Here is a 25,923-nt window from a genome sequence, read left to right as displayed (position 1 = left end):
GCACGGTATGCGCTTGAACCGGTCCGGCCGTGCCGGGATTTTCTAGGCCGCCGCGCATGAACCACGATCAACGCCCCGAGCTCCTGCAACATATCCAGAACCGGTTGACCGAGCTGGCGCCCCGCCGCCTGCCCCGCTCCGCCCCGGTGGACGGCCGCATCCAAGCCTGGCTCGACCACACCTTTGGCGCCATCGAGGCGGTGCCGCGCCTGCCGGGCCAGACCTTCGCGCTCGACGAGGCCGGCATGGCCCGGGCCCTGTCCCTGCCGCGCGCCGGCGACCAACACGAGTCGTCGCTGCTGAAAAGCTACCGGCTGCGCAACGGCGTGTTGCACAACCCGGCCAGCGACCGCCGCACCACCCAGGGCGTGTTCCATGTGGTGGAGGGTGGCCTGCCCGTGCCGGACGACAAGCTGGGCGTCCCCCCGGTCGCCTTTGTGCGCCTGCTCGCCCAGGCCCTGCGGCCGCCGGCCGACCTCGCCCGCCTGCCCTACACGGCGACGGACGCCCAAGGCACCACCTGCTTCGTCTCGCTCCTGCTGCGGCCGCTTGTGGTCCCCGCCGTCCCCGGCTTCGGCGTCGAGAAGCGCATGGAGGTCCGGTTCTTCGTCCCCGGCGCGCTGGTCTCCAACCTCGATTTCGTCGAGAGCATCTTCGGCAACGCGGGCGACCCGACGCTGCCGGAAAACGACGCCGCCCTGCATCCCGCCGGCTGGACCGGCCACTCGGGTTGCGTGATCCTGGCCCCGCACCTCACCACGTGCCGGAAGAAGGATCTCGGCCTGCCCCATTATGACCAGGCCACGGCGCGCCAGCGGCGCGACGGCATGTGCTGGAAAAACGAGGACGAGCGCTACAACGGCGGCTCCGCCTTCAAGATCTGCGCGCGCGACGCCGCGGGCGTGGTCGTGACGCTCATCGCCGACAATTACTACGGTTACTGCAAGAAAGAGGTGAAGACCCAGATCAGCTACTCGGCGAACCTCTTCGGCCTGGCCGAGGAGGAGCACGCCGGCGGTGCGCTGGTCTACCCGGCCTACGACCTGGGCGAGGAATTTTCCGGCAACCTCCATGTGCAGCAACGCGGCCATTCCTTTGCCGAGGTGTGCACGCAGTACGCCCACCAGATGGAGGTGAAGCCCGAGGGTTACGCGGTGGACCGGGAGTTCGCCGACATCCTCTACGTGCCCGAGGACGTGGCCTTCGACCTGAACGCGCAGACGGTGAGCTGGACGCGCGACGGCCAGCCGCAGCGGATCCCGCTCATGGCCGGCCGCACCTACGTGCGGCCCTCCGGTTACAAGGTCCACATCGAGCAGCCGCCGGCGCACAGCGCCTGGCACCTCGTCGGCACCGTGGCCGAGGGCACGCTCTGCCACAAGCCGTGCACCGTGTCGGGCGGCGGCAAGTCCGAGATCTCGAAACCCATCTCCGACGCCATCCTCCCCGGCCCGATCTTCGTGGCCGACTTCGAGCAAGACATGGACCGCGTGGCCGCGCTGATCAACCGCGACTACTCCACGCGCTTCCGGGACGCCGCCAAGCGCGGGTCCGACGCCCGCCCCATCCTCAGCCCCGAGCGCTCGCTCGGTTCCGTCATCAAGCTGCTGACACCGGCCGAGCGCGAGTACACCGAGGAATACAACACCTGGCTGCGCTCCATCCCGCAGTATCTCAAGGAAATCGTCTTCGTGGTGAAACGGCACTATGCCTCCGCCTGGGGCGATGACTGGCGCGCCCACTTCACGGTGGACCTGATCAACGGCAACCCCGGCAACGAGCTGAAGTGCGACAACCGCAAGCTCAGCGCCAGCTACCTGCGCATCGGCTACGATGCGGATGGCGCGTGGCGCGTGTTCGGGCTGCGCGAGGACTACCACCCCGCCTACAAGATCCAGATGGAGGACGACATCACGGCATCCGTCGTCGTCCCGGGCGCCACCCTCGCCGAGCCCTCGCGGAAATACGTGGAGAACTGCGAGACGCGGCTCTTCCAGCGGCCCGACGAGGCCATCCACCGCGGTTACGACAAGCTCACCGAGCAGGAGCTGTCCCAGCCCGACAACTTCATCTCCAACTTCGAGCCGCTTGGCCAGGCCGACGCCCGGGCGCTGGTCGATGAGGCCATTGGCTTCTCGAAGTACACCGCGCCGATGAAGCAGTTGGTGCGCGCCGCCGCGGCTGGCGAGCCGGGCCCGGCCTGGTTCGTCTCCTCCGCGCACCCGCGCATCGTGGACGGCAAGCCCTCGAAGAACCCGCGTTATCTGCAGCTTCGTCCCGACCTGATTGACGCCCGTGGTGTGCATCTCTCGAAGATGGCCGCGCGCCTGCACCGCCGCCTCGCGGCCGACGCGCCGGTGCTCACGCCCGTGGACGCCGTCGTCCCCGGCCGGCGGAACAACCCGCCCGAGGCCGCGGCCCGCATCCGTTCGCTCGCCGTCTACGGCCCGATCCACCATATGGAGCTGCCGGAGCTGTTCATGGAGTACATCAGTTCCATGACCGGCAAGTCGCCCTCGACCACCGGCGCCGGTTCCGAAGGCGCGCTGACGAAGGGCCCGTTCAACTGCCTGCCCGCCATCTTCGACCTGAACGCCACGCTGGTCTCGCAGATCCTGACGGCGCAGCCCGCGTTCATCTCGGCCGCCGGTTACGTCGGCCCGAAGGCGCGCGTCGACCATGACGTGAGCCTGCTCGTGCCCGAGGTGTGGAGCCGCATGACGGCGGCGGAGCGCGACCCGAAGTTCCTCTACGATCACGGCTACCTCGAGCAATGCCAGGATTTCGAATGGGAGGGCCGCACGGTCCTCGCCAGCCGGCTCGGGTTCCGCATCACGGCGAAGTTCACCCGCGTGTTCTTCGGCCGGGTGTTCACCCACCCCCACTCCATCTTCACGACCGAGATGCTGCGGCCGGAGCTGCAGGACATGGCGACCTTTGCCGACGGCATGGACAACATCTGCGCCACGCACGAGCGCGTCGCGCAGAGCTACTTTGCCGACGGCACGATCGCGCTGGCCTGCCCGCCGCTGAAGGCCCTGCTGCACATCATGGCGCACGGGAATTTCGAGGGCAAGGGCGCCACCGCCCCCGAGGTGCGCGCGCTCTTCACCCGCGAGGCCCTGCTCGCCAGCGACTGGTATGCCGCCCGCCTCAAATCGAAACAGGAGGCCGACATCGCCCTCTGGACGCGGCATGTGGCGACGCTGGAAAAATTCAGCGCCGACCCGGTCAATGCTGCGGTCACGACCAACCTCGGTCTGGCGCAGCGCCTCACCGCCGCCCGCGCCGAGCTGGCGAAGGTCTCGGCCGCCGGCTACGTGGACTCGCTCAAGGGCACGCTGGGCCGGCAGCCGCTGGCTTGATCACAGATACTATTCCGCTTGGTGGGCCGCGAGCTTGCTCGCGCCACGGCGGCATGTGGTTCGTGGCGTGAGCCCCACGACAGGCTCGGGGCCCTGAGCTGGTCGAACGGGCGAACTCACCGACCACAACCGGGTGCTTACCGTTTCAGTTTCGCCTGCAGGGCCTTCACCTCGGGGCTGATGGCGCCGCAGTCGCCGGTGCTGCCGCAGCCGGGGGTCTTTTTCTTCCGCAGCCAGGAGCGCAGCAGGAACGCCGCGGCGAGCGCGACGAGGGCGAGGGCGATCAGGGATTGGAGGGAGGAAGACATTCTATTTGAACCACGGATGCACTGAGAGCACAGAGCAGAAGTATTTTCAGGTTATTTCTCTGGGACCTCTGTGCTTAATCAATAGCCCAAAGCGCGACCGGTTTGGTAGAGGATCAGGCAGAGGACCCAGGCGGTGCCGGTGAGGTAGAAGATCTGGAAAAGCGGCCAGCGCCAGGAGTTGGTCTCGCGCTTCACCACGGCAAGGGTGGCCATGCACTGCATCGCGAAGACGTAGAAGACCATCAGGGTCAGGCAGACGAGCGGCGTGAAGAGCGGGGCCCCGTCGGGCCAGCGCGCGCCGCGCAACGCGTCACGCAACGGCGTGGTGTCGTCCTCCGCGCCCTCGACGCCGAAGATCACGCCCATCGAGCTGACAAAGACCTCGCGGGCCGCGAAGGAGGTGATGAGGCCGATGCCGATGCGCCAGTCGAAGCCGAGCGGCTGGATGACCGGCTCGAGCAGGTGGCCGGCGCGGCCGGCGAAGCTGTGGGCGATCTGCTCGGTCGAGGTGGCGGCTGGGTTCGGGTGCTTCGGGTAGGTGGTCAGCGCCCAGAGCACGATGGAGATGGCGAGGATGATGGTGCCGGCGTTCTTGAGGAAGAGCCAGCCGCGCTCGACCATGTGGCGGAGGATGTCCTTGAAGCGGGGCGGCTGGTAGGCCGGCAGCTCCATGATCATGTGTTGCGGCGCGCCGCGGACGAGCGTGCGCTTGAAGAGCCAGGCGAAGAAGAACACCCCGGTGGTGCCGAGGGCATACATGAGGAGCATGATGCCGGTCTTGAGCCCGGCCGACATGGTGTCGTCCGGCAGGAGCATGGCGATCATGAGCAGGTAGACCGGCAGACGGGCCGAGCAACTCATGAGCGGGGCAACGAGGATGGTGACGAGGCGGTCCTTGGCGTTCTCGATCGTGCGCGTGGCCATGATGCCCGGGATGGCGCAGGCGTAGGAGCCGAGCAGCGGGATGAAGGAGCGGCCGTTGAGGCCGACCTTGCTCATCGGGCGGTCCATGATGAAGGCGGCGCGCGCCATGTAGCCCGTGCTCTCGAGCAGGCCCACGAAGAAAAACAAGATCAGGATCTGCGGCAGGAAGATGACCACGCCGCCCACCCCGCCGATGATGCCGTCGGTGAGCAGGTCGCGCAGGTCGCCCGCGGCCATCGCGCCCTTGACCCAGTCGCCGAGGGCGGCGACTTGGCCGTCGATGAAATCCATCGGCGCCTCGGCGAGGGAGAAGATGGAATAGAAGAGCGCCGCCATGATGACGGCGAAGACCGCCCAGCCGCCGACGGAGTGGCAGAGGACGGCATCGATACGGTCCGAGAGCGAGGGGCCCATCGTGCCGGGACGGACGATGACGTTGCGGCAGAGTTCGCGGATGGCGTCGTAGCGGGTGCGGATGAGGGCGGCGGACCAATCGGCGCCCTCCGCGGTCCAGCGGCGGCGCCATTGGTCGAGGATCTCGTGGGTGCGCGGGCTGAGCGGCGTGGAGCCAGCGACGCGCACGGTGTCGAAATCGGTCAGCAGGAGCAGGGCCTCGGCGCGGGCGACGAGGGGCGAGCGCTGGTCCGCGTCGGACAGCGACGCCTGCAGTTCCGCGACGGCGGGAGCGATCGGCGCGGGCACGTCCCAACGATGACGCGCGAGGGGCAGCTCGACGCGGCTCATGGCGACCTTCAATTCGACGAGACCACGACCGCGCACGGCTTCGCAGGCGATGACGGGGATGCCGAGCGCGCCCTCGAGCTCGGCGGGGTCGACTTTGAGGCCGGCGCTGGACGCCATGTCCATCATGTTGAGCGCGATGATGACCGGTCGGCCGAGATCAAGGATCTGGTGGACGAGGTAGAGGTTGCGTTCGAGATTCGCGGCGTCGACGACGCAGATGATGCGGTCGGGTTGCGGGGTGTCGGCGCGGCGGCCGAGGAGCACGTCGCGCAGGACGGCCTCATCCGGCGAGCGGGCGGCGAGCGAGTAGGCGCCGGGCAGGTCGATGATCTGGATCGGGCGGCCGTGTTGGGACCACGTCGTGCCCATCTTTTTTTCGACGGTGACGCCGGGGTAGTTGCCGACCTTCTGGCGCAAGCCGGTGAGGGCGTTGAAGAGGGTGGTCTTGCCGCAGTTCGGATTGCCGACGATGGCGTACACCGGGGTGCGGTCGTGGACCGTCGTCGGACGCCGGCGCGGCGGCGGCGTGATGTGCGACGGGAGTTTCACCGCGCGTTATCGGGAAGCGGCTCGACCAGGATGCTCATCGCGGCCCGGTGGTTCAGGGCGATGCGGGTGCCGTTGACGAGGCAAAGGGTGGTGCTGGTGCCGGAAATCTTGGTGACGAGGGCGGCCTCGCCGAAACCCATCTCGCGGACGCGCTGGCAGAAACTGTCGTCGCCCGTCAGCTGACAGACCCGGCCCGTGGTGCCGGGCAGAAGCTGGCAAAGGGGGGATAAGTTTCTGAGGGATGCGGACATTTGAAGCTGAGACTGAGTATCAGGACAGAAGCATAAAAAAGCCCCGGGTCAAACAAGGGTTGACCGGGGCCGAGAGACTTAGCGCTTTTTACGTTTCACCGCGAGCTGGACGCCGGAGTAGCGGACCATGCTCTGGAGCTGTTCGTACTGCTGGGGATCCATGTCCTTGGCCTCGCGGAGCTGTTCCTCGGCGCGCTTGAGGGCGGCCTCGACGGCATGCTCGTCGATCTTCTCCTCGTTGATGGCGTTCTCGGCGAGGATGCGGACGCGGTCGCCGTCGATCTGGGCGAAGCCGCCGCTGACGACGAGGAGCTGCGTGGCCGCACCCTTGGTGACGCGGAGCTCGCCATCCTCGACCTGGGTGAGCAGGGGGATGTGGCCCGGGAGGACGCCGATCTCGCCCTCGACCGTCGGGATGACGACGGAGTCGATGGTGTCGGAATACACCTTCGCCTCAGGCGTGACGATTTCGAGTGTGAGGGGCATGGCGGGTTATTTCTTGCCGGCCGCGGCGATGACCTCGTCGATGCCGCCCTTCATGTAGAAGTCGGTCTCGCCGATGTGGTCGAGTTCGCCGTCGAGCAGCATCTTGAAGCCGCGGACGGTCTCCTTGACGGGGACGTACTTGCCCGGCGTGCCGGTGAACACCTCGGCGACCGCGAACGGCTGCGAGAGGAGACGCTGGATCTTGCGGGCGCGGTAGACGGTGAGCTTGTCCTCGGGGGAGAGCTCATCGAGACCGAGAATGGCGATGATGTCCTGGAGATCCTTGTAGCGCTGGAGGACGCGCTGGACCTCGCGGGCGACCTTGTAGTGCTCCTCGCCGACGATGTCGGGCTGGAGGGCCTTGGACACGGAGGCGAGCGGATCGACGGCGGGATAGATGCCGAGTTCGGCGATGGAGCGCTCGAGCACGATGGTGGAGTCCAAGTGCGCGAAGGTGTTAGCGGGCGCCGGGTCGGTCAAATCGTCGGCGGGCACGTACACGGCCTGCACGGAGGTGATGGAACCCTTCTTCGTCGAGGTGATGCGCTCCTGCAGGAGGCCCATCTCGTTGGAGAGCGTCGGCTGGTAACCCACCGCGGACGGCGAGCGGCCGAGGAGGGCGGACACCTCGGAACCGGCCTGCGAGAAGCGGAAGATGTTGTCGATGAAGAGGAGCACGTCCTGGTTCTTCTCGTCGCGGAAGTACTCGGTCATCGCGAGGGCCGAGAGGGCGACGCGCATACGGGCACCCGGGGGCTCGTTCATCTGGCCGTACACCAGCGCGACCTTGGACTTGCTGAGGTCCTTCTGGTCGATGACGCCGGCCTCGGACATTTCGTGGTAGAGATCGTTACCTTCACGGGAACGCTCGCCGACGCCCGCGAACACGGAGTAGCCGCCGTGGGCCTTGGCGATGTTGTTGATGAGCTCGAGAATGACGACGGTCTTGCCGACGCCGGCGCCGCCGAACGCGCCCGCCTTGCCGCCCTTGATGAACGGGCAGATGAGGTCGATGACCTTGATGCCGGTCTCGAGGATCTCGGCCTTGGTGTCCTGCTCGGCGAGGGCCGGGGCGGGACGGTGAATCGGGTAGCGCTTGGTGTGCGGGACCGGGCCCTTGCCGTCGACGGGGGTGCCGGTGACGTCGAAGATGCGGCCGAGGATGCCCTCGCCGACCGGGACGGTGATGGGCGCGCCGGTGTCGGTCACGGGGTAGCCGCGCACGAGGCCCTCGGTGGAGGACATGGCGATGGCGCGCACGAGGCCCTCGCCGAGATGCTGCTGCACCTCGAGGGTCAGGGACTCCTTCTTGCCCGCGACGGTGTAGTCGACGACGAGCGCCTGGTAGATGGGCGGGATGGTGCTCTCGGCGAACTGGACGTCTACGACGGCGCCGATGACTTGGACGATTTTGCCTGAATTACTCATGACGGATGGGGCGGTGGTGGAGGAAGTCGCCTGCAAGCAGGCTCCTACAAGTGGGTTGGTAAAGGGGTGGGATCAGTTGGCGGAGAACGAGGCGGCGGCGATCTCGAGGATTTCCTGGGTGATGCCGGCCTGGCGGGCCTTGTTGTACTCGAGGGTGAGGTCGCCGATGAGCTTCGTGGCGTTGTCCTTGGCGGTCTTCATCGCGACCATGCGCGAGGAGTGCTCGGAGGCCTTGGCGTCGAGGACGTGCTGGTAGATCTCGCGGTTGACGTAGAGCGGGAGCAGGGACTCGAGGACGGTCTCGGCGTCGGGTTCGAAGAGGATCTCACGCTCGTCGGCCTTGGCGGTCTGGCCGGAATCGGAGTGCAGGTCGGCGACGACGGCCGCGAGGCTCTCGAGTGGGAGCAGCGGGAGGTTGGTCGGCGTCTGGACGAGGGTGTTGCGGAAGTGCGGGTAGATCAGCTCGACGGTGTCGACGACGCCCTCGAGGTACTGCTTGACCATGAACTCGGCGACGGTGCGGACCTCGGTGAAGCCCACGCGGTCGGTGACGGTGAAGTCGGCGAGGAGCGTGCGCTTGGTGCGGGCGATGAACTGGGCGCCCTTGCGGCCGATGACGGCGTACTTGGCGGGGCCCTTCACCTCGGTGACGAGCTTGAAGAGGTTGGCGTTGAGCGGGCCGCAGAGGCCCTTGTCGGAGGTGACGAGGATGATGCCGCGGACCTTGACCTCGCGGCGGGCGAGGAACGGGTGCTGGCTTTCCTCGACGCGGCCGGCGACGGCGGCGAGCATCTCGGCCATGAGGCCGGCGTAGGCGCGGCCCGCGAGGGCGGCCTGCTGCGCCTTCTTCATCTTCGACGCGGCCACGAGCTCCATCGCCTTGGTGATCTGGCGGGTGTTCTTGACCGACTTGATGCGTCGGCGGATGTCGCGGAGGGAAGCCATGGGCTAGGATTTCAGATTTGAGATTTCAGATCTGAGCAGAATCACTTCGCGCTGAAGGTGGACTTCCACTCGTCGGCGGCGGCCTTGAGGCCGGCCTCGATCTCGTCGGTGAGCTTGGCCTCGGTGCGGATCTTCGTGAGGAGGTCGACCTTGCGGCTGGTGAGGAAATCCTTGAGCGAGTTGGCGGCCGTCACGATGTGCTTCACCTCGATGGAATCGAAGTAGTTCTTCTGGAGGACCCAGAGGATGGAGGCCTGCACCTCGATGGCGAGCGGGTTGAGCTGCGGCTGCTTGAAGAGCTCGACGATGCGGGCGCCGCGGTCGAGGGTGGCCTTGGTCTTGGCGTCGAGGTCGGAGCCGAACTGGGCGAAGGCCGCGAGTTCGCGGAACTGGGCCAGCTCGCCCTTGAGTTTGCCGCCGACCTGCTTGGTGACCTTGATCTGGGCGGAGGAACCGACGCGCGAGACGGAGAGACCGACGGACACCGCGGGGCGGATGCCCTGGTTGAAGAGGTCGGTCTCGAGGAAGATCTGGCCGTCGGTGATCGAGATCACGTTGGTCGGGATGTAGGCGGACACGTCGCCGGCCTGAGTCTCGATGACGGGCAGCGCGGTGAGCGAGCCCTTGCCGTCGAGGCGGGCGGAGCGCTCGAGGAGGCGGGAGTGGAGGTAGAACACGTCGCCCGGGTACGCCTCGCGGCCGGAGGGGCGCTTCAGGATGAGCGAGATCTGGCGGTAGGCGACGGCGTGCTTGGAGAGATCGTCATAGACGATCAGGGCGTCCATGCCGTTTTCCATGAACCACTCGCCGAGGGCGGCGCCGGAGAACGGGGCGAGGTACTGGTTGGCCGGGTTGTCGGCGGCCGGGGCGGCGACGATGATGGTGTACTGCAGGGCGTCGGCGGCCTCGAGGGCGGCGATGGTGCGGACGACGTTGGACTGCTTCTGGCCGATGGCGACGTAGATGGAGTAGACGGGGCGGAAGCTCTTGTCGCCCGAGGCGAGGCCGACCTTGTTGATGCGGGCCTGGTTGATGATGGTGTCGACGCAGATGGTGGTCTTGCCCGTGCCGCGATCGCCGATGATCAGCTCGCGCTGGCCGCGGCCGATCGGGATCATGGAGTCGATGGCCATGATGCCGGTGAAGAGGGGCTGGGAGACGGACTTGCGGACGATGATGCCGGGGGCGATCTTCTCGACCGGGTAGGATTCCTTGGCGTCGATCGGGCCCTTGCCGTCGATGGGGCGGCCGAGGGCGTCGACCACGCGGCCGAGGAGGGCCTTGCCGACGGGGAGGGAGAGGAGCTTGCCGGTGGTGGCGACCTCGTCGCCCTGCTTGAGCTGGGAGACGTCGCCGAGAATGACGCAGCCGACCTCGTCCTCCTCAAGGTTGAGCGCGATGCCGATGACCCCGCCGGGGAACGACACCATCTCGTTGTACATGACGTCGGAGAGGCCCTCGATCTTGGCGACGCCGTCGGCGATGGTGCGGATGACACCGGTGTTCTTGCGGACCGCCTTGGTCGAGAGTTTGGCGATCTGTTGTTCGATTTGTTCGATGACGTTGCTCATGGCGCGGGGGAAAAGTTAGCGGGAAGCAGGGTTAGACGGAAAGTTTGGCGAGCTGGCTGGCGACGGAGGACTCGTAGACATCGGAACCGACGCGAACGCGGAGGCCGGCGAGCAGCGAGGGGTTCGGCTTGGCCGAGGCGGTGACGGTGCGCGCGTAGCGCTTGGTCATGGCGGCCTCGATTTGCTTGAGGGTGGCGTCGCTGACCGGGCCGGCGTGCTCGATCTCGGCGCGCGACTTGGCGAGCTCAATGGCGATGCGGTGGTGGTAGGCCTTGAGGAGGGCGACGGGGCGGCGGGGTGAGTGCTTCTCGACCCAGCCGAGGACGCCGGCGACCTGCTCGGGCGAGACGACGCCGTTGACGACACTCAGCTTGAAGAGCTGCTTGGCGAGGAGCTTGGTTTGTTTGTCGGCGGCCATGGAGGGGAGCTAAAAAAGCTAGGGCTAAGCGCAAAGGTGACTCAGAGGACGGAGAGTTCTTTCGTCGCGGCCTCGTTGTAGGCGGCGCGGTCGGCGTCGGAGAGTTTCTTGGCGAGGACCTGCTCGGTGGTCTTGACGACGAGGCGGGCGATCTCGGTGCGGGCCTGGTCGAGCATTTTCTTGTGCTCGAGCTCGATGGACTGCTGGGCCTTGGCGAGGAGGTCGGCGGCGCGCGCGATGGCGTCGGCCTGCTGCTTGTCGCCAAATTCCTTGGCGGCCTTGCGGGCCTCCTCGATGGCCTTGTTGGCCTCGACCTGGGCGGCGCGGATGAGGGCGGCGCTTTCCTGCTGGGCGGCGGCGAGGCGGGCCTGGGTTTCCTCGGCGTGCTTGAGGCCGGCGGCGATCTTGTTATTGCGCTCCTCCATCGTGGCGATGGTCGGCTTGATGCCGAACTTGTAGAGGACGCCGAAGAGGATCAGGAAGCTGATCACCTGCATCACGAGGTACTTCGGCTCGACGCCAAAGTGCACGAAGGTCTGGCGCAGGCCCTCGATGGGGCCGGCGGCTTCGGCGGAGTGGGCGGTGGTTTCGACCGTGGCGAGCAGGAGGGTCAGCATGGCGGAAAAGGGTTGGCGGCGCGGGCGGTGAGGCCGGCGCGCCGCCGGTTAAACGGGGGAATTACTTCGCGAGGAACAGGGCCAGGATGCCGAGACCTTCGGCGAGCGCCATGCCGATGATGGCCTGGACGAGGATCTTGCCGGAAGCGCCGGGGTTGCGGCCGACGGCTTCGGCGGCCTTCTGGCCGATGAGACCGACGCCGAGGGCGGCGCCGAGGAGACCGAACGCGCTGGCGATGTTGCCAGTGATTTCAGCGAGGATGGGATACATATGGTGGATGGAGTTGTGGTTGCGGTTGCCGCCGTGCGCACGCGAGGCACGCTCCCGGCGGTAAAGTCTAGTGGTGCGCCCCGGCGCCGTGCCCCTCCGCGTGGTCGTGGTCATCGCCATGGTTGCAGATGAGGCCGATGTAGACGGAGGAGAGGAGGGTGAAGACGATGGCCTGGATGAGGCCGACGAGGAGCTCCATGAAGTAGAAGATGAACAGGAAGCTGGTGCCGTGCAGGAGATTCTCGCCGCCGAACACGTTGCCGAAGAGACGCACGGAGAGGGTGAACGGACGGATGATGATGGAGAAGACCTCGATGAAGCCGACGATCAGGAAGACGAGCGAGAGGATCGGGTAGAGCCAGCCGGGCGTCTCGGATTTCTCGGCCTTGTTGCCGAAGAGGTCCCAGAGGATGAGCTTCGGGCCGGCGTACTTGAAGACAATGATGAGCCAGGCGCCGAAGGAGACGAGGGCGAGAGCGATGGTGCCGTTGAAGTCGGCGGTGAACGGACGAACCCAAGGCGTAAACGTATGACTGCCGTCGCTGAAGCCGCGCTCGGTGCCGATGGTGCCGACGCCGGGCATCAGGCCCATCCAGTTTTGAATCAGGATGAAGATGAAAAAGGTGACGAGCAGCGGGAAGGCGGCGGGGAAAGCCTTTTTGCCGACGATGGGTTCGAAGAGATCGCGCAGGGCCTCCAGCATGGACTCGAACACGGCCTGGCTCTTGGTGGGGAGGATCTGCGGCTTGCGGACGGCGAAGAGGATGAGACCGATGATGAAGGCGGAAACCGCCCAGCCGGTGGCCATGCTGTTGGTGATCGGCAGGCCCTCGATCAGGTTCGAGGCAGCCGGAGCGACTCCACTGTCGCTGGCGTGAGCCAGGGTCGCGGTCGCGAGCACGGCGAGGCAAAGGAGTTTAGTGGGGCGCAGCATGGTTCCGGCAGGAGGTGTGTCGGGGGATAAAGGGGTAATTAGGTAGGTTTTGGGCCGGCGATGCGTCAACCTTGGAAATGAGATATTCATCGGCAAAACGGTAAATTAGGGGTGACGGGAACGCGGCTGAGGGGTGCTTATGCGGGGAAGTAGAGGGCGTGCTTGCCACGCAGGCCCGAGGCGGCCACTTGTAAAACATGGAATCCCCCACCCCTACCCTATTATCCCGGACGGCCCAGCCCCGGTACGCCAATGGGGAGCGGAAACTGGCCCGGAACGGCTTCATGCAGACGACCTGGGCCCTGCTGGCCCTGACGGCGGTGGCGCAGCTGTTCCTGCTGGTGTGGTTGGACGTCCTCTAAGGGAGCCGGGCCTCAGGCGGGAGCGGTGGAGGCGACCGGGGTGGCGGGCTGGGCAGTCCGGACCGCGACGAGGGACTGGTAGCTCGGGGCCCGAGCTTGGAAGACGGTTTCGTGTTCCAGGGCCCAGGGGGCGGCCGGGTCGGGTTGCCAAGTTTTCAGGCCGGGGATGAAGGCCGCCACGGCCTCGAAATACCCGGCAAAGTCGGTGCGGAAATAGAGGCGGGCGCCCTCCCCGGCCCGGTTGGACAGGAACTCGAAGAACTCGGGCTGGAGCAGGCGGTGCTTGTGGTGGCGTTTCTTGGGCCAGGGATCGGGAAACAGGACCCAGATCTCGGCGAAGGTGACGCCCGGAGGCAGGGATTCGATGAATTCGCGGGCCTCGGCACGAACGAAATGGCAGTTGGGCAGCCGGGCACGCTGGGCCTTGCGCCGGGCGCGGGCGATGCGGTCGTTGATCATGTCCACGCCCACGCAGAGTTTGCCGGGGTGCTCGGCGGCGTAGCGGGCGAGGAAGTGGCCGTGGCCGCAGCCGAGCTCGAGCACGAGGGCGGCGGTGGGCGGGAGCAAGGCGGCCAGCTCCGTGCGCAGCGCGGTGCGGCGCTGGGTGACGTGCTCGACGAATTCCGGTTTAAAACCCATGCGGCCGCCTATTGGCCGGGAAAGTGGTCAAACGCCAAGAGCAAAGCACCGGACCGCATCGGGGGACGCGGCCAAACGCCAAAGAAATCCGACGCGCGAAAACCGAGGTTCAAGCCTGACGGAGCTGGGGAGCTTTCACGGCCTACTCCTTCCGCTGGCGCGGCAGGCGCACGAAAATCACCAGGCCGCCCTCGGCGCGATTTTCGGCCCACACGCGGCCGCCGTGGAGCTGCACGATGTGTTTCACGATGCTGAGGCCGAGGCCCGTGCCGCCGGTTTCGCGCGAGCGGCCCTTTTCCACGCGGTAGAAGCGCTCGAAGATGTGCGGCAGGTCGGCCGCGGGGATGCCGGGACCGTTGTCGCGCACGAAGAACTCCACCTCGTCGGCGCCGGCGGCCGTGGCGCCGAGCTCGATGCGCGAACCCTTCGGGGTGTATTTGAGGGCATTCTCCACGAGGTTGCCAAAGACGTGAACCAGCTTCTCGTCGTCACCCTCGAACGGGCCGAGTTTGCCCGGGAAGTTGACCACGATCTCATGGTCCGTGGCCTGCGGGCGGCGGCGGTATTCCTCGGCGAGGTCCTCGAGGTACTGGGCGATGTCGAGGGACGCGAACTTCACGCCGAGGGTGGCGGACTCAAGGCGCGAGAGCGTGAGCAGGTCGTCGATGATGGACTTGAGGCGGTCGCTGTGGCGCTGGATGGTGCGCAGGAACTTGTCGCGGTCGGCGACCTCCATCGTCTGGTGCCCGTCGACGAGGGTCTCGACGTAGCCCTTGATGATGCTCAGGGGTGTGCGCAGCTCGTGCGAGGCGTTGGCCACGAAGTCGCGGCGCATGCGCTCGAGCTTCCGCTGGTTGGTCATGTCGTGGATGACGAAGAGGGCCCACTGCGACTTGCCGTCCGGCGACGGGATCGGCGCGCCGGAGGCCTCGATCCAGAGGGTGTTGTCGCCCTCGATGATCTCGAATTCCTGGCGGGCGAGCGGGGCACCGTCGCGGGTGGCGCGGACGTACTCGAGGAAGGGTCCGCTGCGCACGATCAGCTCGAGACGCAGGTTGATGAGGTCGCGGGCGCCGGGGAAGATCTCGCGCAGCGCACGATTCGCGAGGTGGATGTAGTTGGCGCCGTCGACGATGAGGACGGCCTCGCGGAGATTGCCGAGCGTGGCCTCGAGCTGAGCGAGCTGGTCGGTGTGCTGCTGGCGGAGGGAGGCGTTCTCGGTGATGAGCCGGTTCACCTCCTCCGTGAGGGCGTGCCAGCCCGGGAGCTGGCTGGCGGGGCCGTCCTCGTGGAGGAGCGGCTGGCCGCGGCGCACGGCGTTTTCCAGTTCCGTGTGCGCGCGTTTCTGCTTCAGCAGCGCGCGCAGCGCGAAGCCGAGCGCGAGGGCCAGGACGACGAGCAGCAGGACCATCATGCGGGCAGTTTCTTGTCCGCGATCCGGTAGCCCACGCCGCGGATGGTTTCAATCCAGCCGGCCTCGGTGCCGAGCTTCTCGCGCAGGCGGCGGACGTGGGTATCGACGGTGCGGGTCTCGATCTCGGTCGAGTAATTCCACACGTTGAGCAGAAGGTGTTCGCGGGTCTGCACCCGGCCCTGGCGTTCCATCATGATGCGCAGGAGCTTGAACTCGGTGGCGGTAAGATCAAGGACGGCGCCCTTGACGGTCACGCGATGGGTGTCGCTGTCGAGCTGGATGTCCCCCACGCGGAGCTTGGTGCTAACGGGTTCGAGCGGGGCGGCGACGCGGCGGAGGATGGATTCGACGCGGAGGACGAGTTCCTTCGGACTGAAGGGCTTGCTCAGGTAGTCATCGGCCCCGGATTCCAGGCCTTCGATGCGGTCGTGGGCCTCGGCCTTGGCGGTCAGGAAGATGATCGGAACCTTGGCGAGCTTGGGGTCGGCGCGCAGGATGCGGCAGACTTGGATGCCGCTGAGATCCGGCATCATTATGTCCAATATAATCAGATCGGGCTGATAGCTCCGGGCCTTGGCGATGCTGGCCGTGGCGTCGTTGAGCGTTTCCACGTGGAACGCCTTTGCCTTCAAATGATATGCGACCAAGTCCGTGACATCCGGCTCGTCGTCGACCACGAGGATCTTTTTCTTATCCATGAGGAGTGAAGTAGCGGCCCGCAGGGCGCGTTCCAGTGAATTAGCCCGGCGTCACCTGAATGTCACACCGATATCACGCACCGGGCGGGTCCGGTGAGAAATTCCAAATGGCAGGGTCGAGGCGCAAGGCTTATGGCAGCCATGCGGGTGGAGTTGGGCCGGGTTCTGCTGGTCCGGAGTGGGCGTGGCGCGTCCTGGCCCGAATCGCCCGGATAAAAAGACCGGGCCCGGCCCGCTTTGAAACCGGGCTAGGTTTCCGCCGGGGGCGGGGGGGTGGTCTTGTCGGCGGCGAGCAGGACCATGAGAATGCTCAGGTCCGCAGGGTTCACGCCGCTGATGCGACCGGCTTGGCCGAGGTTCGTGGGGCGGAATTGCTGGAGCTTCAGGGCGCTCTCGCGACGGAGTCCGGGAATTTTCAGGTAGTCGATGGCATCGGGCAGGCGGATGCGCTCGACCCCCTTGAGCTTCTCGATCTGCCGATTTTCCCGTTCCAGGTAGCCACGGTAGGTAACCCGATAGAGGGTTTCGTCGCGGACTTCCTTGGGTTGGGCTAAAAATTCCGGGGGGAGTTCAGCGGCGGATAAGCGCCGAATGGTGTCGGCCCAGGTGCCGCCGTGGGTTTTGGTGTGTTCGAGGGTGTGCTGCCAGTGGAGCACGGCGCGAATCTTCGCCTCGATTCTGCCTAAACGACTGCTAGAAAGCAGATTACACTCTTTAGCGTGGTGGTTTAACCTCAATTCCGCACTCGCGTGATTGAAGAGCAGCCGATGCTCAGCCCGGCTGGTAAACATGCGGTAGGGCTCGCTCGTGCCCTTCGTCACCAGATCATCAATCAGGACGCCGATGTAGGCTTCATGGCGTTGAATGATGAGCGGGGCTTCTCCCCTCGCCTTCCGCGCCGCGTTGACGCCGGCGACCAGGCCTTGGGCCGCGGCCTCTTCATAACCGGACGTGCCGTTGATCTGGCCGGCCAGAAAGAGGTTTTCGACCTTCCGGGACTCGAGCGACGGAAACATCTGGGTGGGCGGGGCGAAGTCGTACTCGACCGCGTAGGCGGGACGCAGGATCTGGGCCTGTTCCAGACCCGGGATGCTGTGGACCAACGCCACCTGGACATCAAACGGCAAGCTCGTGGAGAGGCCGTTGATGTAATACTCATTGGTATTCCGGCCTTCGGGCTCCAGAAAAAGCAAATGCCGGGGCTTGTCGGCGAAGCGGACGAACTTGTCCTCGATACTCGGACAGTACCGGGGCCCCACCCCGGCAATCTCCCCGGAGTACATCGCGGACTTATGCAGGTTCTCCCGGACAATGCGCTCGGATTCCGGTGTGGTATGGGTCATCCAACAGGATACCTGCTCACTGCCTGGCTTCCAACCCAAGCGTTGCTCCCCGGTCCGTTCCACGTGGAACAAGTCCTCGGGGTCCCGGGTATCGTGGAAGGCAAACAGTGTGGGTTCGGCATCCCCCTTCTGTTCCTGGAGTCCGCCGAAGGCGATGCTCCGGCCCAGAATCCGGGGCGGCGTGCCGGTCTTGAGGCGTTGGAGCTCGATGCCGGCTTCCAGTAGGCTGCTTGAAAGCGTCTTGGCGCTGAAGTCGCCCAACCGGCCCCCTTCGTTCTTATTTTGGCCGACATGCATCAGGCCGCGCAAGAAGGTGCCGGTGGTAATCACGACAGTCCGGGCCAGGAATTCGATATCCAGGTTGGTCCGGCAGCCGACGACCTTACCATCCTTGAAGATCAGGCCGGTGACGGTGGCTTGGAAGACCTGCAGGTTCGCTTGCAGCTCCAGCGTGTGCTTCAGCCGGAATTGATAGGCCTTCTTATCGCATTGGGCCCGGGGGGACTGGACGGCGGGTCCCTTCGATTCATTGAGCAACCGGAACTGGATGCCGGTCACATCGGTGTTGATGGCCATCTCGCCGCCCAGCGCGTCGATTTCCCGGACGATCTGACCCTTGGCCTGGCCGCCGATGGCCGGGTTGCAACTCATCTGGGCGATCGTATCGATATTACCCGTCAACAACAGGGTGGAGGCCCCGGTTCGCGCCGCGGCCAGACACGCCTCGACGCCGGCGTGGCCGGCGCCACAGACGATCACGTCGAACGGGGTTTGGTTGAAAATCACGGGAAAGAGCTGGGGTGAAAAATGCTATATTTTGATATAGTACTATTTTCCGATGCAGAAGGTGGCGAAGAGCTGGTCCAACACGCGTTCGTGGTCGATTTTGCCGGAAATCTGGCCGTAGGCGTCCATCGTCCCGCGCAAGTCACTGGCCACGAGCGCTGTATCGACTCCGTCCGCCAGCTTGGTGGCGGCTGAATCCAGACAGGCCCGCGCCTGTTCGAGCGCATGAGCATGGCGGGCGTTGATCGCGATGATTTCCGAGCCGACCTGATTTTGAAAGGCGTCGGCCAGTTGGGCGATGGCGGGTGGCAGTTGGTCGAAACCGAGCCCGGTGAGTGCGGACACGCGGAGCGTGGGAAAGGGCAGGGTGGGAACGGACACTTGGCCGCCGCCGAGATCGGCCTTGTTGAAGACGGCGAGGGTGTTTTCCGGGGTGAGTCGTTGGGCGGTCGCCGGGGGCAGCACGGGCAAGGGGCGGGTGCCATCGATGACCCAGAGAAACAGATCCGCCTCCGCGGCCTGCTCGAGGGTTTTTTCAATCCCCCGCTGCTCGAGGGACGTGGGGCTGGGGTTGAGGCCCGCGGTGTCGATCAGGCGCAGGGCATGCGCACCCACCAGCACGCGTTCCTCGAGGTAATCACGCGTGGTGCCGGGCTCGGGGCTGACCAGGGCGCGTTCACGGCCCACGAGACGGTTGAGCAGGCTGCTTTTGCCGGCGTTGGGTTCGCCGAGGATCACCGTCTTGATGCCATCGCGCAACATCGCGCCGTAGTGGCTGGTGGCGAGCAGGCGATTGGTGTCCGTTTTCAGCTGGGCCAAGGAGCGCAGGACGGCGGCGCGGTCTTCCGCCGGCAGATCTTCTTCGGGGAAATCGATATAGGCCTCAACCATCGCCAATACATTGATCAGCTGCGAGATAAGGGAGTCCATCTGCCGGCCGAGGGAGCCGCGCAGCTGCTGGTTGGCCGCGGTCAGGGCGCGTTCGCTGCGGGCATGGATCAGGTCCATCACGGCTTCAGCCTGCGTGAGATCCAGGCGGCCGTGCAGGAAGGCACGCTTGCTGAATTCGCCCGGCTCAGCCGGCCGGCAACCGCGGGCGAAGAGGTCCTCGAGGATCCGTTGTGCGATGAACGGGTTGCCGTGACAGGAGATCTCGACGGTGTCTTCGCCGGTAAACGAGTTTGGCGCGGCGAAAAAGGTGAACAGTACGTCGTCCACGAGCCGGCCGGCGATATCCTTGTAGTCCGCATGCCGGGCCAGACGGGGCGGGGGAGTCTCGCCGAAAATCGCGGTCACGAGCGCCGGGACCTGCGCGCCGCTGGCCCGCACGACCGCGATCGCCGAGGTGCCCACGGGCGTGGCGAGAGCGGCGATGGCATCAGAGGGGAACGACATTCGCCCCACCCAAGCGAACGGCCGGGTGAACGCAAAAGGGAAAATCACCGCGGCGCCGGCGGGGGCGCCGAGGTGGGCACGTCGAGCTTGATGGGCCCGATCGGATCCATTTTGGGCCTGACCAAGGCGGGGAGCGGAGCCGCGGGAGAGGTGATCACGGGGGCCGCGGCTGACACCGGTGGCGGGGCGGCGAGCGGGGCGGGACCAAAGCGCACCGTGGCGTTGGGCAGGTCGGCGGCGATTTCCTGCGCGCGGGTTTCGGCCGCCCGGAGATCAGCGGGACGTTGGGCGAGGCGTTCCCGCACCTGTTGGGCGGCCGGGGAACCGGCGCCGGATTGCTCGGCCACCAGGAGCCAGGCGAGGCCCTCGACCAGATCGCGTTTCACGCCGCGGGCGCTGACGAACATGGCGCCGAGGTTGTGTTGGGCCTCGGGGATGCCGAGGCGCGCGGCGGCGATATAATGTTCCAGCGTCCGCGCGTAGTCACGCGGGACATCCTGGCCGTCGTGATAGATTTTCCCGAGCCGGAAGTGGGCGTCGGCCACGCCGCCCGCGGCGGCCGTTTCGAGCAGGGTGCGGGCCTGCGCGGGATCGCGCGCGAGTTCGTCATCCCCCTCGAGCAGGCGCGTGCCGAGGGCGAAGCACGCCGCCGGGTCGCCTTGCGCGGCGAGGGCCCGGAGTTGCTGGAGATTTTTCCACGCGGGGGCGGCGGCGCCCTTGGAAATCAATTCGGGCGGGGTGATCTTCGCCGCGGCGTCTGCCTTGGCGGCAAGGCCGGTGGTGGCGCCGAGCGCGAGCAGCAGCAGACCAAGGAAAGCGAATCGGCGCATGGGACGGGGAGGGGTGAACCAGACGGCAGCACCTTGGTCCGCCCGCTGGATTTGGCAAGGCGGGCCGCGGGGATTATCCCCGCGACCGCGCATCAGGCGCCGCCGAAGAGCGCGGCGACCCGCTGGCGGCGGTAGGCAAAGATGCGTTCCAGCTGGGCGCGGACCCAGAGTCGGTCGGCGAGCCAGCCGAAGGGGCCCCAGCCGACCTCGTAGTGGACGCGGTCGGTCATGGTCACGCCGCCGGGGGCGGGCGCGAAATGATGCTCGTGATACCAGAAGCGGTAGGGGCCGGCGCGTTGTTCATCGACGAAGTAGGCCCCCTCGCGCACGTGACGGATCTCGGTCAGCCAGTTGAGCCAGATCCCGGCGGCGGGGGAGATGCGGTAAGCGATCAGCTGGCCGGCGTACATCCGGGCGGGCAGTTCGCTCAGGATCTGGAACTTCACCTCGGGCGGGGTGAGTTCGTCGAGGTTGCGGGGCGTGGCGAAGAATTCCCAGACCGCGGCCGGATCGGCGGGGATGAACTGGGTGTAGAGCAGGCGAGGCATGGGCGGATGGTTATACTTACGGGTGGCGGGTCGCGCCGGGTGCCGCGATCGGGCGCGCAAGGCATGCGCATGGTCCGCCAAGCCGGGCGCAGAGCCCGCCGCCGGTCTCTGCGAAAATGGCGCCATGCAACTGCCCGACCCCCACCGGCTTTTTCAGGAATGGTTTGCCGAGGCCCGCGACCGGGAGAAAGGCGACCCGACCGCGATGGCGCTGGCCACGGCCGATGCGACGGGCCGGCCGGCGGTGCGCATGGTGTTGCTCAAGCACGCGGACGCGCGCGGCTTCGTGTTCTACACGAACCTCGACAGCCCCAAGGCCGACGACCTGCGGGCGAATCCGCGGGCCGAGCTGTGCCTGCACTGGCCCGCGCTGGAGCGGCAGGTGCGCGTGAGTGGCAAGGCGGAGGCGACGACCGAGGCCGAGGCGGATGCGTATTTCGCGACGCGGCCGCGGTTGAGCCAGCTCGGGGCCTGGGCCTCGCACCAGTCGCGCCCGATGAACGGGCGTTACGAGCTGGAGCAGGCGGTGACGAAGGAGGCGATGCGCTTCGGGGTCGGCACCGTGCCGCGGCCGCCCTTCTGGTCTGGTTTCCGCGTCGTGCCGACGCAGATCGAGTTCTGGCACCAGCGGCCCTTCCGGCACCACGACCGGCAGCGTTTCACGCTGATCGGGTCGGCGTGGCATCACGAGTGGCTGTTTCCGTAAGCTGATTTTTCCCTAAAATGAAAAACCCGCGCCGGTCGGGCGCGGGTTGAAAATCAAAACGAGCGGCGGCGCGGCGGACTCAGTCTTCCTTGTCGCCGGTGACGGAGTCGCCGCCCTTGACGCTGACCTTCTCGAGGATGCCGGCCTTCACCTTGGCGGCGAGGTCGGGGTTCGTCTTGAAGGCCTCCTTGGCGGCTTCGCGGCCCTGGCCGACGAGCTCGCCGTTGAAGGCGATCCACGCGCCCTTCTTTTCCAGGACCTTGTGGTCGAGGCCGAGGTCGAGGAGCGAGCCGGTGGCGGAGATGCCCTCGTCGTACATGATGTCGAACTCGCACTCGGTGAACGGCGGGGCGACCTTGTTCTTGACCGCCTTGATCTTGGTGCGGTTGCCGATGACCTTGCCGTCGGGGGTCTTGAGCTGGTCCTTGCGGCGGATGTCGAGGCGGATGGAGGAGAAGAATTTCAGCGCGCGGCCGCCGGAGGTGGTCTCGGGGTTGCCGAACATCACGCCGATCTTTTCGCGGATCTGGTTGGTGAAAATACACACGCAGTTCGTCTTGCTGACGACGGAGGTGAGGCGGCGCATGGCCTGCGACATCAGGCGGGCCTGGCTGCCCATGGTCATGTCGCCCATCTGGCCGTCGAGCTCGGCCTTGGTGATGAGGGCGGCGACGGAGTCGAGGATGATGACGTCGATGGAATTGGAGCGGATGAGGGTCTCCATGATGTTGAGCGCGTCCTCACCGGAGTCGGGCTGGGAGACGAGGAGGTCGTCGAGGCTGACGCCGACGACCTTGGCGTATTTCGGGTCGAGGGCGTGTTCGACGTCGATGAAGGCGGCGAGGCCGCCTTGGCGCTGGGCCTCGGCGATGACGCTGAGACAGAAGGTGGTTTTGCCGGAGGATTCCGGGCCGTAGATCTCGACGATGCGGCCCTTGGGCAGGCCGCCGACGCCGAGCATGAGGTCGATGGCCAGGGAGCCGGTCGAGAGGGTCTCGACCTTCATCTTGCTGTTGCTGCCCAGCCGCATGATCGAGCCGTCGCCGAATTGCTTCGTGATGGAGGAGACAGCGAGCTCGATGTTTTTCTCGCGGGCGGGGTTGGCGGATTTCTCGGCGGTGGCGACGCGCGAGTCGGACTTGGACTTATCAGCTTTGGACATGGGAAGCGGGTGAAGGGTTAAAGGGACAGCTTAGCAGAGAGGGATGACAGCCGTATGTCAGGAGACATTTGCCCCGGGTCCCGGCCGGGCAAGGACGGAGTGCAAAAAAACCGCCTAAACTCAGGCGGCGGGGGCAGGCGGGCGGTTCACGCCGAAGGCGAACCAGGCGGCCAGCGCGAGGCAGGCGAGGCTGACGGCGTAGTTCCACTTGAGTTTTTCCCCGAGCACGAGCCAGGCGAAGGCGACGAAGACGACGAGGGTGATGACCTCCTGCATGATCTTGAGTTCGTAGCCGGTGAACTTGCCGAAGCCGTAGCGGTTGGCCGGCACCATCAGGCAGTATTCGAAGAAGGCGATGCCCCAGGAGAGGAGGATCGTGGCCCAGAGCGGCTTGTCGTGGAAAAACTTCAGGTGACCGTACCACGCGAAGGTCATGAAGATATTGGACAGGGTCAGTAGCAGGATGGTGCTCATGGGATTGGGTTCGGGGTTAGTCGTTAGGGGTTCCTCGGCCAGGGCCAATCACGAATCCGGGGGCGCCATGGACGGAGACCAGGGGTGGGCGGCGAGCTTGCTCGCGCCACGGATTCGATGCCGACGGTGTGGCGCCAGCAAGCTGGCCGCCCACGGGGGTCAGGATTCGGTCAGGGCGTAGACCGCGAACGAGGCCAGCCAGTGGGCGCGGTTAAAGTCGCTGACGTCGATCATCGGCAGGGCGGCCTCGAGGTGGCGGACGGCGGCCTCGCGGGCCCGGGTCTGCCGCGGGTCGGACTCGGCGAGGGCGAGGCTGATGCGGCGCCAGCACCAGGCGCGGTTGAGGTTGAGGCCGATGAGGTGGGCGATCTTCGGGTCGGAGGGGTTGCTGACGCGCACGGGCGTGAAGAGCTTGACCGGCTCGCCCGTGTGCAGGTTGGGCAGGAAGCGGCTGAGCCAGCGGCTGAAGTTGTCGGGCGGCAGCACGGCGGCCATCACCTCGGCCTCGGTGAGGGCGGGGGAGAGGAAGTCCTCGCCGGAGGGTTCCCACCGGGCGCCGTAGTCGGTGTCATGGCCGAACCAGTAGGCCATGCGGCTGGTGCAGAAAAGCTTCAGCTCCTGGTCGTCGGCCGCGCGGGCGTAGTCGAGGGCGAGCTTGACGGCAAAGGCCGTGTTGTTGTGCACGCCGTGGCGGACGGGGTGGGTGAGGGCGGGCAGGTAGGCGAGCAGGCCGGCGCGCACCACCGCGACCAGCGGGGCCAGGTTCCGGGCGAGCGTGGCGTCGTGCCGCTGGAGTTCCTCGGCCAGCTTGAGCAGCCAGGCCCAGCCGTAAGGGCGCTCGAAGAAGCTGCGGCCGGGGGCGGTGAAGTAGGCGGTCTCGGCGGCGATGTTTTCGGCCGAAAGGTGGGCGGCCAGCACGCGGTCGATCTCGGCCCGCTCGGGCAGGTCGGGGAACAGCCGCGCCAGCCGGGCCAGCATGCAGTGCTGGTGGACGCAGGAGTGCCAGTCGTAGCTGCCGTAAAAGGCCGGGTGCAACTGGCGGGGCGTCCGGGCGTCCTCGGGCGCGTTGAGGGCGTGCTGCAGCAGGTGCGGGTATTCGCGGCTGACGTTGGCCAGACCCAGGCGGGCGAATTCGGAGGCCTGCTGGGGGGAGAGAACGGGAAAGGAGGAGGACACGGACGATCAGACTAGGCGGAGTGAAAGAATAAGTTGAAGTAGAAATAACACCGCATAAGTTGTGCCGTCTGTAAATTTCCACGAATTTTCATCCATGAACATCAAAGCCTATCTCAAGCCGTCCTGCGGCTGGTCCAACGGGGTGCGCGCCATCATGCGCAAGCACGGTCTCGCCTTCGAGGACATCGACATCATCAACAACCGCGCCAACTATGAGGAGATGGTGCGCAAGTCCGGGCAGCCGCTCTCCCCCTGCGTGGAGATCGACGGCGTGATGCTGGCCGACATTTCCGGCGAGGAAGTTGAGAACTACATGCTCGCCAACAACCTGATCAAGGCGAACGACGCGGCGGTGGATGTCGCCACCAACGCCGGCTGCTCCGACGCCGAGCATGCCGCGATGCAGGCGAAGCCGGTGCGGTTCTTCTGAGCCCCGGTCCGAAAAACACAGCGCCCCCGCTTTCCGGCCGGACTCCCGTGAGTCCGGCCTTTTTGCGGGCTTGGCTCCGGGCGCTTCGCCCCTAGCACTGAACCCGTCCCCATGCCCTCGAAACCCATCCCCGGATCCTCCGGCGAAGTCCTGCGCGATCTGCCCTCAGCCTACCTGCCGCATGCGGCCACCGGCCTGCTGCACCTGCCTCGGTTCATCGCCAAGTGCCAATACGTCAAGGCGCACGGGGCGCTGCCGGCCAGTTACGCCAAGAACTACAAGCGCGGCATGGACCGGTTCCTCTGCCTGCATCTGGGGGTGGATCCCGCCGCGGTGGAAAAAATCGTGCACGAGTCCGCCGGCGAGGCCGAGATCGACGCGAAGCTGCGGGCCCTCTTCCCGGCGGACGTCCGCGCGGCGAAATGGAACCGCGAGTATGTGCAGAAGGGCATGACGCCCGCCGGGCGGGATTTCCTCAAGGAGGCGCTCACGGCCATGGGCTGTCCCGACCGCACCGCCGACATCATCAGCATCGTGGACCTGATGGACTTTGACGAGGGGCGGATCGAGTAGGGCAGATCCGCGGCGCCTTAACCGCGCGGGCCGAACGGGGGCACGGTCTGGAGCACGGGCCGGGGCTTGCGCGGCAGCCAGCGGGGCACCTCGCGCTTGTAATCCTCGTAGACGGCCCCGTGGCGGAAACGCAGTTCGCGTTCCTCGTGCAGCACGACCAGCAGGTGCAGGACGCAGACGAGGCACACCCAATACACGGCGATGTGCCACGAGCGGAAAAAGAGCGCCTCGCCCGCGACGAGGGCGAACAACGCACAATACATCGGGTTGCGGACCCACCGGTAAGGCCCGCGCTTCGTGAATTTCCGCGGCGGATCGAAAAACGCCGGCGTGCCCTGGCCGCGCCGCGCGAGCACCCAGACACTGTGTAGAAACACCGCGGCCCCGGCCAGCGCGAGGCCGATGCCGGTCCACTCCGCCCAGCCCCACGTGGCGGGCCAGCGGGGGCGCCGCTCAAACACCCGCAGGGGCAGCCAGCCGGCGATTACGCCGGGCACGACGAGCAGGTACAGGAGGTTCTTGAGCAGCAGCCAGAAGGGTTTCATGCGTGGCCCGGCGGGAAATTGACGGCGCGTC

General features: G+C 66.3%; 27 protein-coding genes. 5 read left to right on the top strand and 22 right to left on the bottom strand.

Annotation, left to right across the window (positions count from 1 at the left end; translation table 11 throughout):
- The first annotated feature begins 56 nt into the window (after positions 1-56).
- On the top strand, positions 57-3,365 hold the full coding sequence (locus tag Verru16B_RS05200; RefSeq protein WP_069961294.1) for a PPi-type phosphoenolpyruvate carboxykinase family protein: 3,309 nt from the start codon (positions 57-59) through the stop codon (positions 3,363-3,365).
- A gap of 137 nt (positions 3,366-3,502) precedes the next feature.
- Here the strand turns inward: Verru16B_RS05200 and Verru16B_RS18255 are convergent, their stop codons facing one another.
- The 11 genes from Verru16B_RS18255 to Verru16B_RS05150 form a co-directional block, all read right to left on the bottom strand.
- Positions 3,503-3,673 carry a FeoB-associated Cys-rich membrane protein gene (locus Verru16B_RS18255; protein WP_157772229.1) on the bottom strand — a complete coding sequence of 57 codons (171 nt, stop codon included), beginning with the start codon at positions 3,671-3,673 and terminating at the stop codon, positions 3,503-3,505.
- Between the two features lie 78 nt (positions 3,674-3,751).
- Positions 3,752-5,890: a ferrous iron transport protein B gene (gene feoB / locus Verru16B_RS05195; protein WP_099093258.1), complete on the bottom strand. Its 2,139-nt coding sequence runs from the start codon at positions 5,888-5,890 to the stop codon at positions 3,752-3,754.
- Positions 5,887-6,141: a FeoA family protein gene (locus Verru16B_RS05190; RefSeq protein ID WP_069961293.1), complete on the bottom strand. Its 255-nt coding sequence runs from the start codon at positions 6,139-6,141 to the stop codon at positions 5,887-5,889. The genes feoB and Verru16B_RS05190 overlap by 4 nt, the downstream gene beginning before the upstream one ends.
- Positions 6,142-6,219: 78 nt before the next feature.
- Entirely contained in the window at positions 6,220-6,627 is a 408-nt protein-coding gene (gene atpC / locus Verru16B_RS05185) for an ATP synthase F1 subunit epsilon (protein WP_069961292.1), read from the bottom strand.
- A gap of 6 nt (positions 6,628-6,633) precedes the next feature.
- Positions 6,634-8,055, bottom strand: a complete 1,422-nt coding sequence (gene atpD, locus Verru16B_RS05180; protein ID WP_069961291.1) for a F0F1 ATP synthase subunit beta — start codon at positions 8,053-8,055, stop codon at positions 6,634-6,636.
- A 72-nt stretch (positions 8,056-8,127) separates the two neighbouring features.
- Positions 8,128-9,000, bottom strand: a complete 873-nt coding sequence (atpG, locus tag Verru16B_RS05175; RefSeq protein ID WP_069961290.1) for an ATP synthase F1 subunit gamma — start codon at positions 8,998-9,000, stop codon at positions 8,128-8,130.
- A gap of 41 nt (positions 9,001-9,041) precedes the next feature.
- Positions 9,042-10,571: a F0F1 ATP synthase subunit alpha gene (gene atpA / locus Verru16B_RS05170; protein WP_069961289.1), complete on the bottom strand. Its 1,530-nt coding sequence runs from the start codon at positions 10,569-10,571 to the stop codon at positions 9,042-9,044.
- Between the two features lie 31 nt (positions 10,572-10,602).
- Positions 10,603-10,989 carry a F0F1 ATP synthase subunit delta gene (locus Verru16B_RS05165; RefSeq protein WP_069961288.1) on the bottom strand — a complete coding sequence of 129 codons (387 nt, stop codon included), beginning with the start codon at positions 10,987-10,989 and terminating at the stop codon, positions 10,603-10,605.
- 41 nt (positions 10,990-11,030) lie between these two features.
- Complete coding sequence (gene atpF, locus Verru16B_RS05160) at positions 11,031-11,606, bottom strand: F0F1 ATP synthase subunit B (protein WP_069961287.1); 576 nt, start codon at positions 11,604-11,606, stop codon at positions 11,031-11,033.
- 61 nt (positions 11,607-11,667) lie between these two features.
- Complete coding sequence (locus Verru16B_RS05155; protein WP_069961286.1) at positions 11,668-11,877, bottom strand: ATP synthase F0 subunit C; 210 nt, start codon at positions 11,875-11,877, stop codon at positions 11,668-11,670.
- A gap of 67 nt (positions 11,878-11,944) precedes the next feature.
- On the bottom strand, positions 11,945-12,811 hold the full coding sequence (locus Verru16B_RS05150; protein WP_069961285.1) for a F0F1 ATP synthase subunit A: 867 nt from the start codon (positions 12,809-12,811) through the stop codon (positions 11,945-11,947).
- Between the two features lie 197 nt (positions 12,812-13,008).
- Between Verru16B_RS05150 and Verru16B_RS18250 the strand changes: the two genes are divergently transcribed.
- Complete coding sequence (locus tag Verru16B_RS18250) at positions 13,009-13,173, top strand: hypothetical protein (RefSeq protein ID WP_157772227.1); 165 nt, start codon at positions 13,009-13,011, stop codon at positions 13,171-13,173.
- A 12-nt stretch (positions 13,174-13,185) separates the two neighbouring features.
- Here Verru16B_RS18250 and trmB read toward each other — a convergent pair whose 3' ends face one another.
- The 7 genes from trmB to Verru16B_RS05115 all read right to left on the bottom strand — a co-directional run bounded on the left by trmB (position 13,186) and on the right by Verru16B_RS05115 (position 20,826).
- A complete protein-coding gene (trmB, locus tag Verru16B_RS05145) occupies positions 13,186-13,812 on the bottom strand; it encodes a tRNA (guanine(46)-N(7))-methyltransferase TrmB (protein ID WP_069961284.1) in 627 nt (208 codons plus the stop codon).
- A gap of 142 nt (positions 13,813-13,954) precedes the next feature.
- Entirely contained in the window at positions 13,955-15,226 is a 1,272-nt protein-coding gene (locus Verru16B_RS05140; protein ID WP_069961283.1) for a sensor histidine kinase, read from the bottom strand.
- Complete coding sequence (locus Verru16B_RS05135; RefSeq protein WP_069961282.1) at positions 15,223-15,924, bottom strand: response regulator; 702 nt, start codon at positions 15,922-15,924, stop codon at positions 15,223-15,225. The genes Verru16B_RS05140 and Verru16B_RS05135 overlap by 4 nt, the downstream gene beginning before the upstream one ends.
- 248 nt (positions 15,925-16,172) lie before the next feature.
- Positions 16,173-18,053 carry a tRNA uridine-5-carboxymethylaminomethyl(34) synthesis enzyme MnmG gene (mnmG, locus tag Verru16B_RS05130; RefSeq protein WP_069961281.1) on the bottom strand — a complete coding sequence of 627 codons (1,881 nt, stop codon included), beginning with the start codon at positions 18,051-18,053 and terminating at the stop codon, positions 16,173-16,175.
- 42 nt (positions 18,054-18,095) lie between these two features.
- Positions 18,096-19,448, bottom strand: coding sequence for a tRNA uridine-5-carboxymethylaminomethyl(34) synthesis GTPase MnmE (mnmE, locus tag Verru16B_RS05125; RefSeq protein WP_069961280.1), 1,353 nt, complete (start codon positions 19,446-19,448; stop codon positions 18,096-18,098).
- A 44-nt stretch (positions 19,449-19,492) separates the two neighbouring features.
- Complete coding sequence (locus Verru16B_RS05120) at positions 19,493-20,278, bottom strand: tetratricopeptide repeat protein (RefSeq protein WP_069961279.1); 786 nt, start codon at positions 20,276-20,278, stop codon at positions 19,493-19,495.
- Positions 20,279-20,370: 92 nt separating this feature from the next.
- A complete protein-coding gene (locus tag Verru16B_RS05115) occupies positions 20,371-20,826 on the bottom strand; it encodes an SRPBCC family protein (protein WP_069961278.1) in 456 nt (151 codons plus the stop codon).
- 124 nt (positions 20,827-20,950) lie between these two features.
- On the opposite strand from Verru16B_RS05115, the gene pdxH reads away from it, so the two are divergent.
- Positions 20,951-21,532 (top strand): pyridoxamine 5'-phosphate oxidase, encoded by a 582-nt coding sequence (pdxH, locus tag Verru16B_RS05110; protein WP_069961277.1) that lies wholly within the window; start codon positions 20,951-20,953, stop codon positions 21,530-21,532.
- A 79-nt stretch (positions 21,533-21,611) separates the two neighbouring features.
- Here pdxH and recA read toward each other — a convergent pair whose 3' ends face one another.
- From recA to Verru16B_RS05095, 3 genes are all read right to left on the bottom strand, one after another.
- Entirely contained in the window at positions 21,612-22,694 is a 1,083-nt protein-coding gene (gene recA / locus Verru16B_RS05105; protein WP_069961276.1) for a recombinase RecA, read from the bottom strand.
- Positions 22,695-22,814: 120 nt separating this feature from the next.
- Positions 22,815-23,168 carry a DMT family protein gene (locus tag Verru16B_RS05100; RefSeq protein ID WP_069961275.1) on the bottom strand — a complete coding sequence of 118 codons (354 nt, stop codon included), beginning with the start codon at positions 23,166-23,168 and terminating at the stop codon, positions 22,815-22,817.
- Between the two features lie 159 nt (positions 23,169-23,327).
- Entirely contained in the window at positions 23,328-24,344 is a 1,017-nt protein-coding gene (locus tag Verru16B_RS05095) for a DUF2891 domain-containing protein (protein WP_069961274.1), read from the bottom strand.
- A gap of 94 nt (positions 24,345-24,438) precedes the next feature.
- On the opposite strand from Verru16B_RS05095, the gene Verru16B_RS05090 reads away from it, so the two are divergent.
- Together Verru16B_RS05090 and Verru16B_RS05085 are read left to right on the top strand one after the other, a co-directional pair.
- Positions 24,439-24,774: a glutaredoxin family protein gene (locus tag Verru16B_RS05090; RefSeq protein ID WP_069961273.1), complete on the top strand. Its 336-nt coding sequence runs from the start codon at positions 24,439-24,441 to the stop codon at positions 24,772-24,774.
- Between the two features lie 111 nt (positions 24,775-24,885).
- Complete coding sequence (locus Verru16B_RS05085; protein WP_069961272.1) at positions 24,886-25,347, top strand: DUF5069 domain-containing protein; 462 nt, start codon at positions 24,886-24,888, stop codon at positions 25,345-25,347.
- A gap of 17 nt (positions 25,348-25,364) precedes the next feature.
- Here Verru16B_RS05085 and Verru16B_RS05080 read toward each other — a convergent pair whose 3' ends face one another.
- Positions 25,365-25,892: a methyltransferase family protein gene (locus Verru16B_RS05080; protein WP_069961271.1), complete on the bottom strand. Its 528-nt coding sequence runs from the start codon at positions 25,890-25,892 to the stop codon at positions 25,365-25,367.
- Positions 25,893-25,923 lie beyond the last annotated feature (31 nt).

It is taken from the genome of Lacunisphaera limnophila, from assembly GCF_001746835.1.
Classification (GTDB): Bacteria; Verrucomicrobiota; Verrucomicrobiia; order Opitutales; family Opitutaceae; genus Lacunisphaera; species Lacunisphaera limnophila.
Note: the sequence above shows the minus strand (reverse complement) of the source record. Positions and strands in the feature narration are given on the sequence as shown.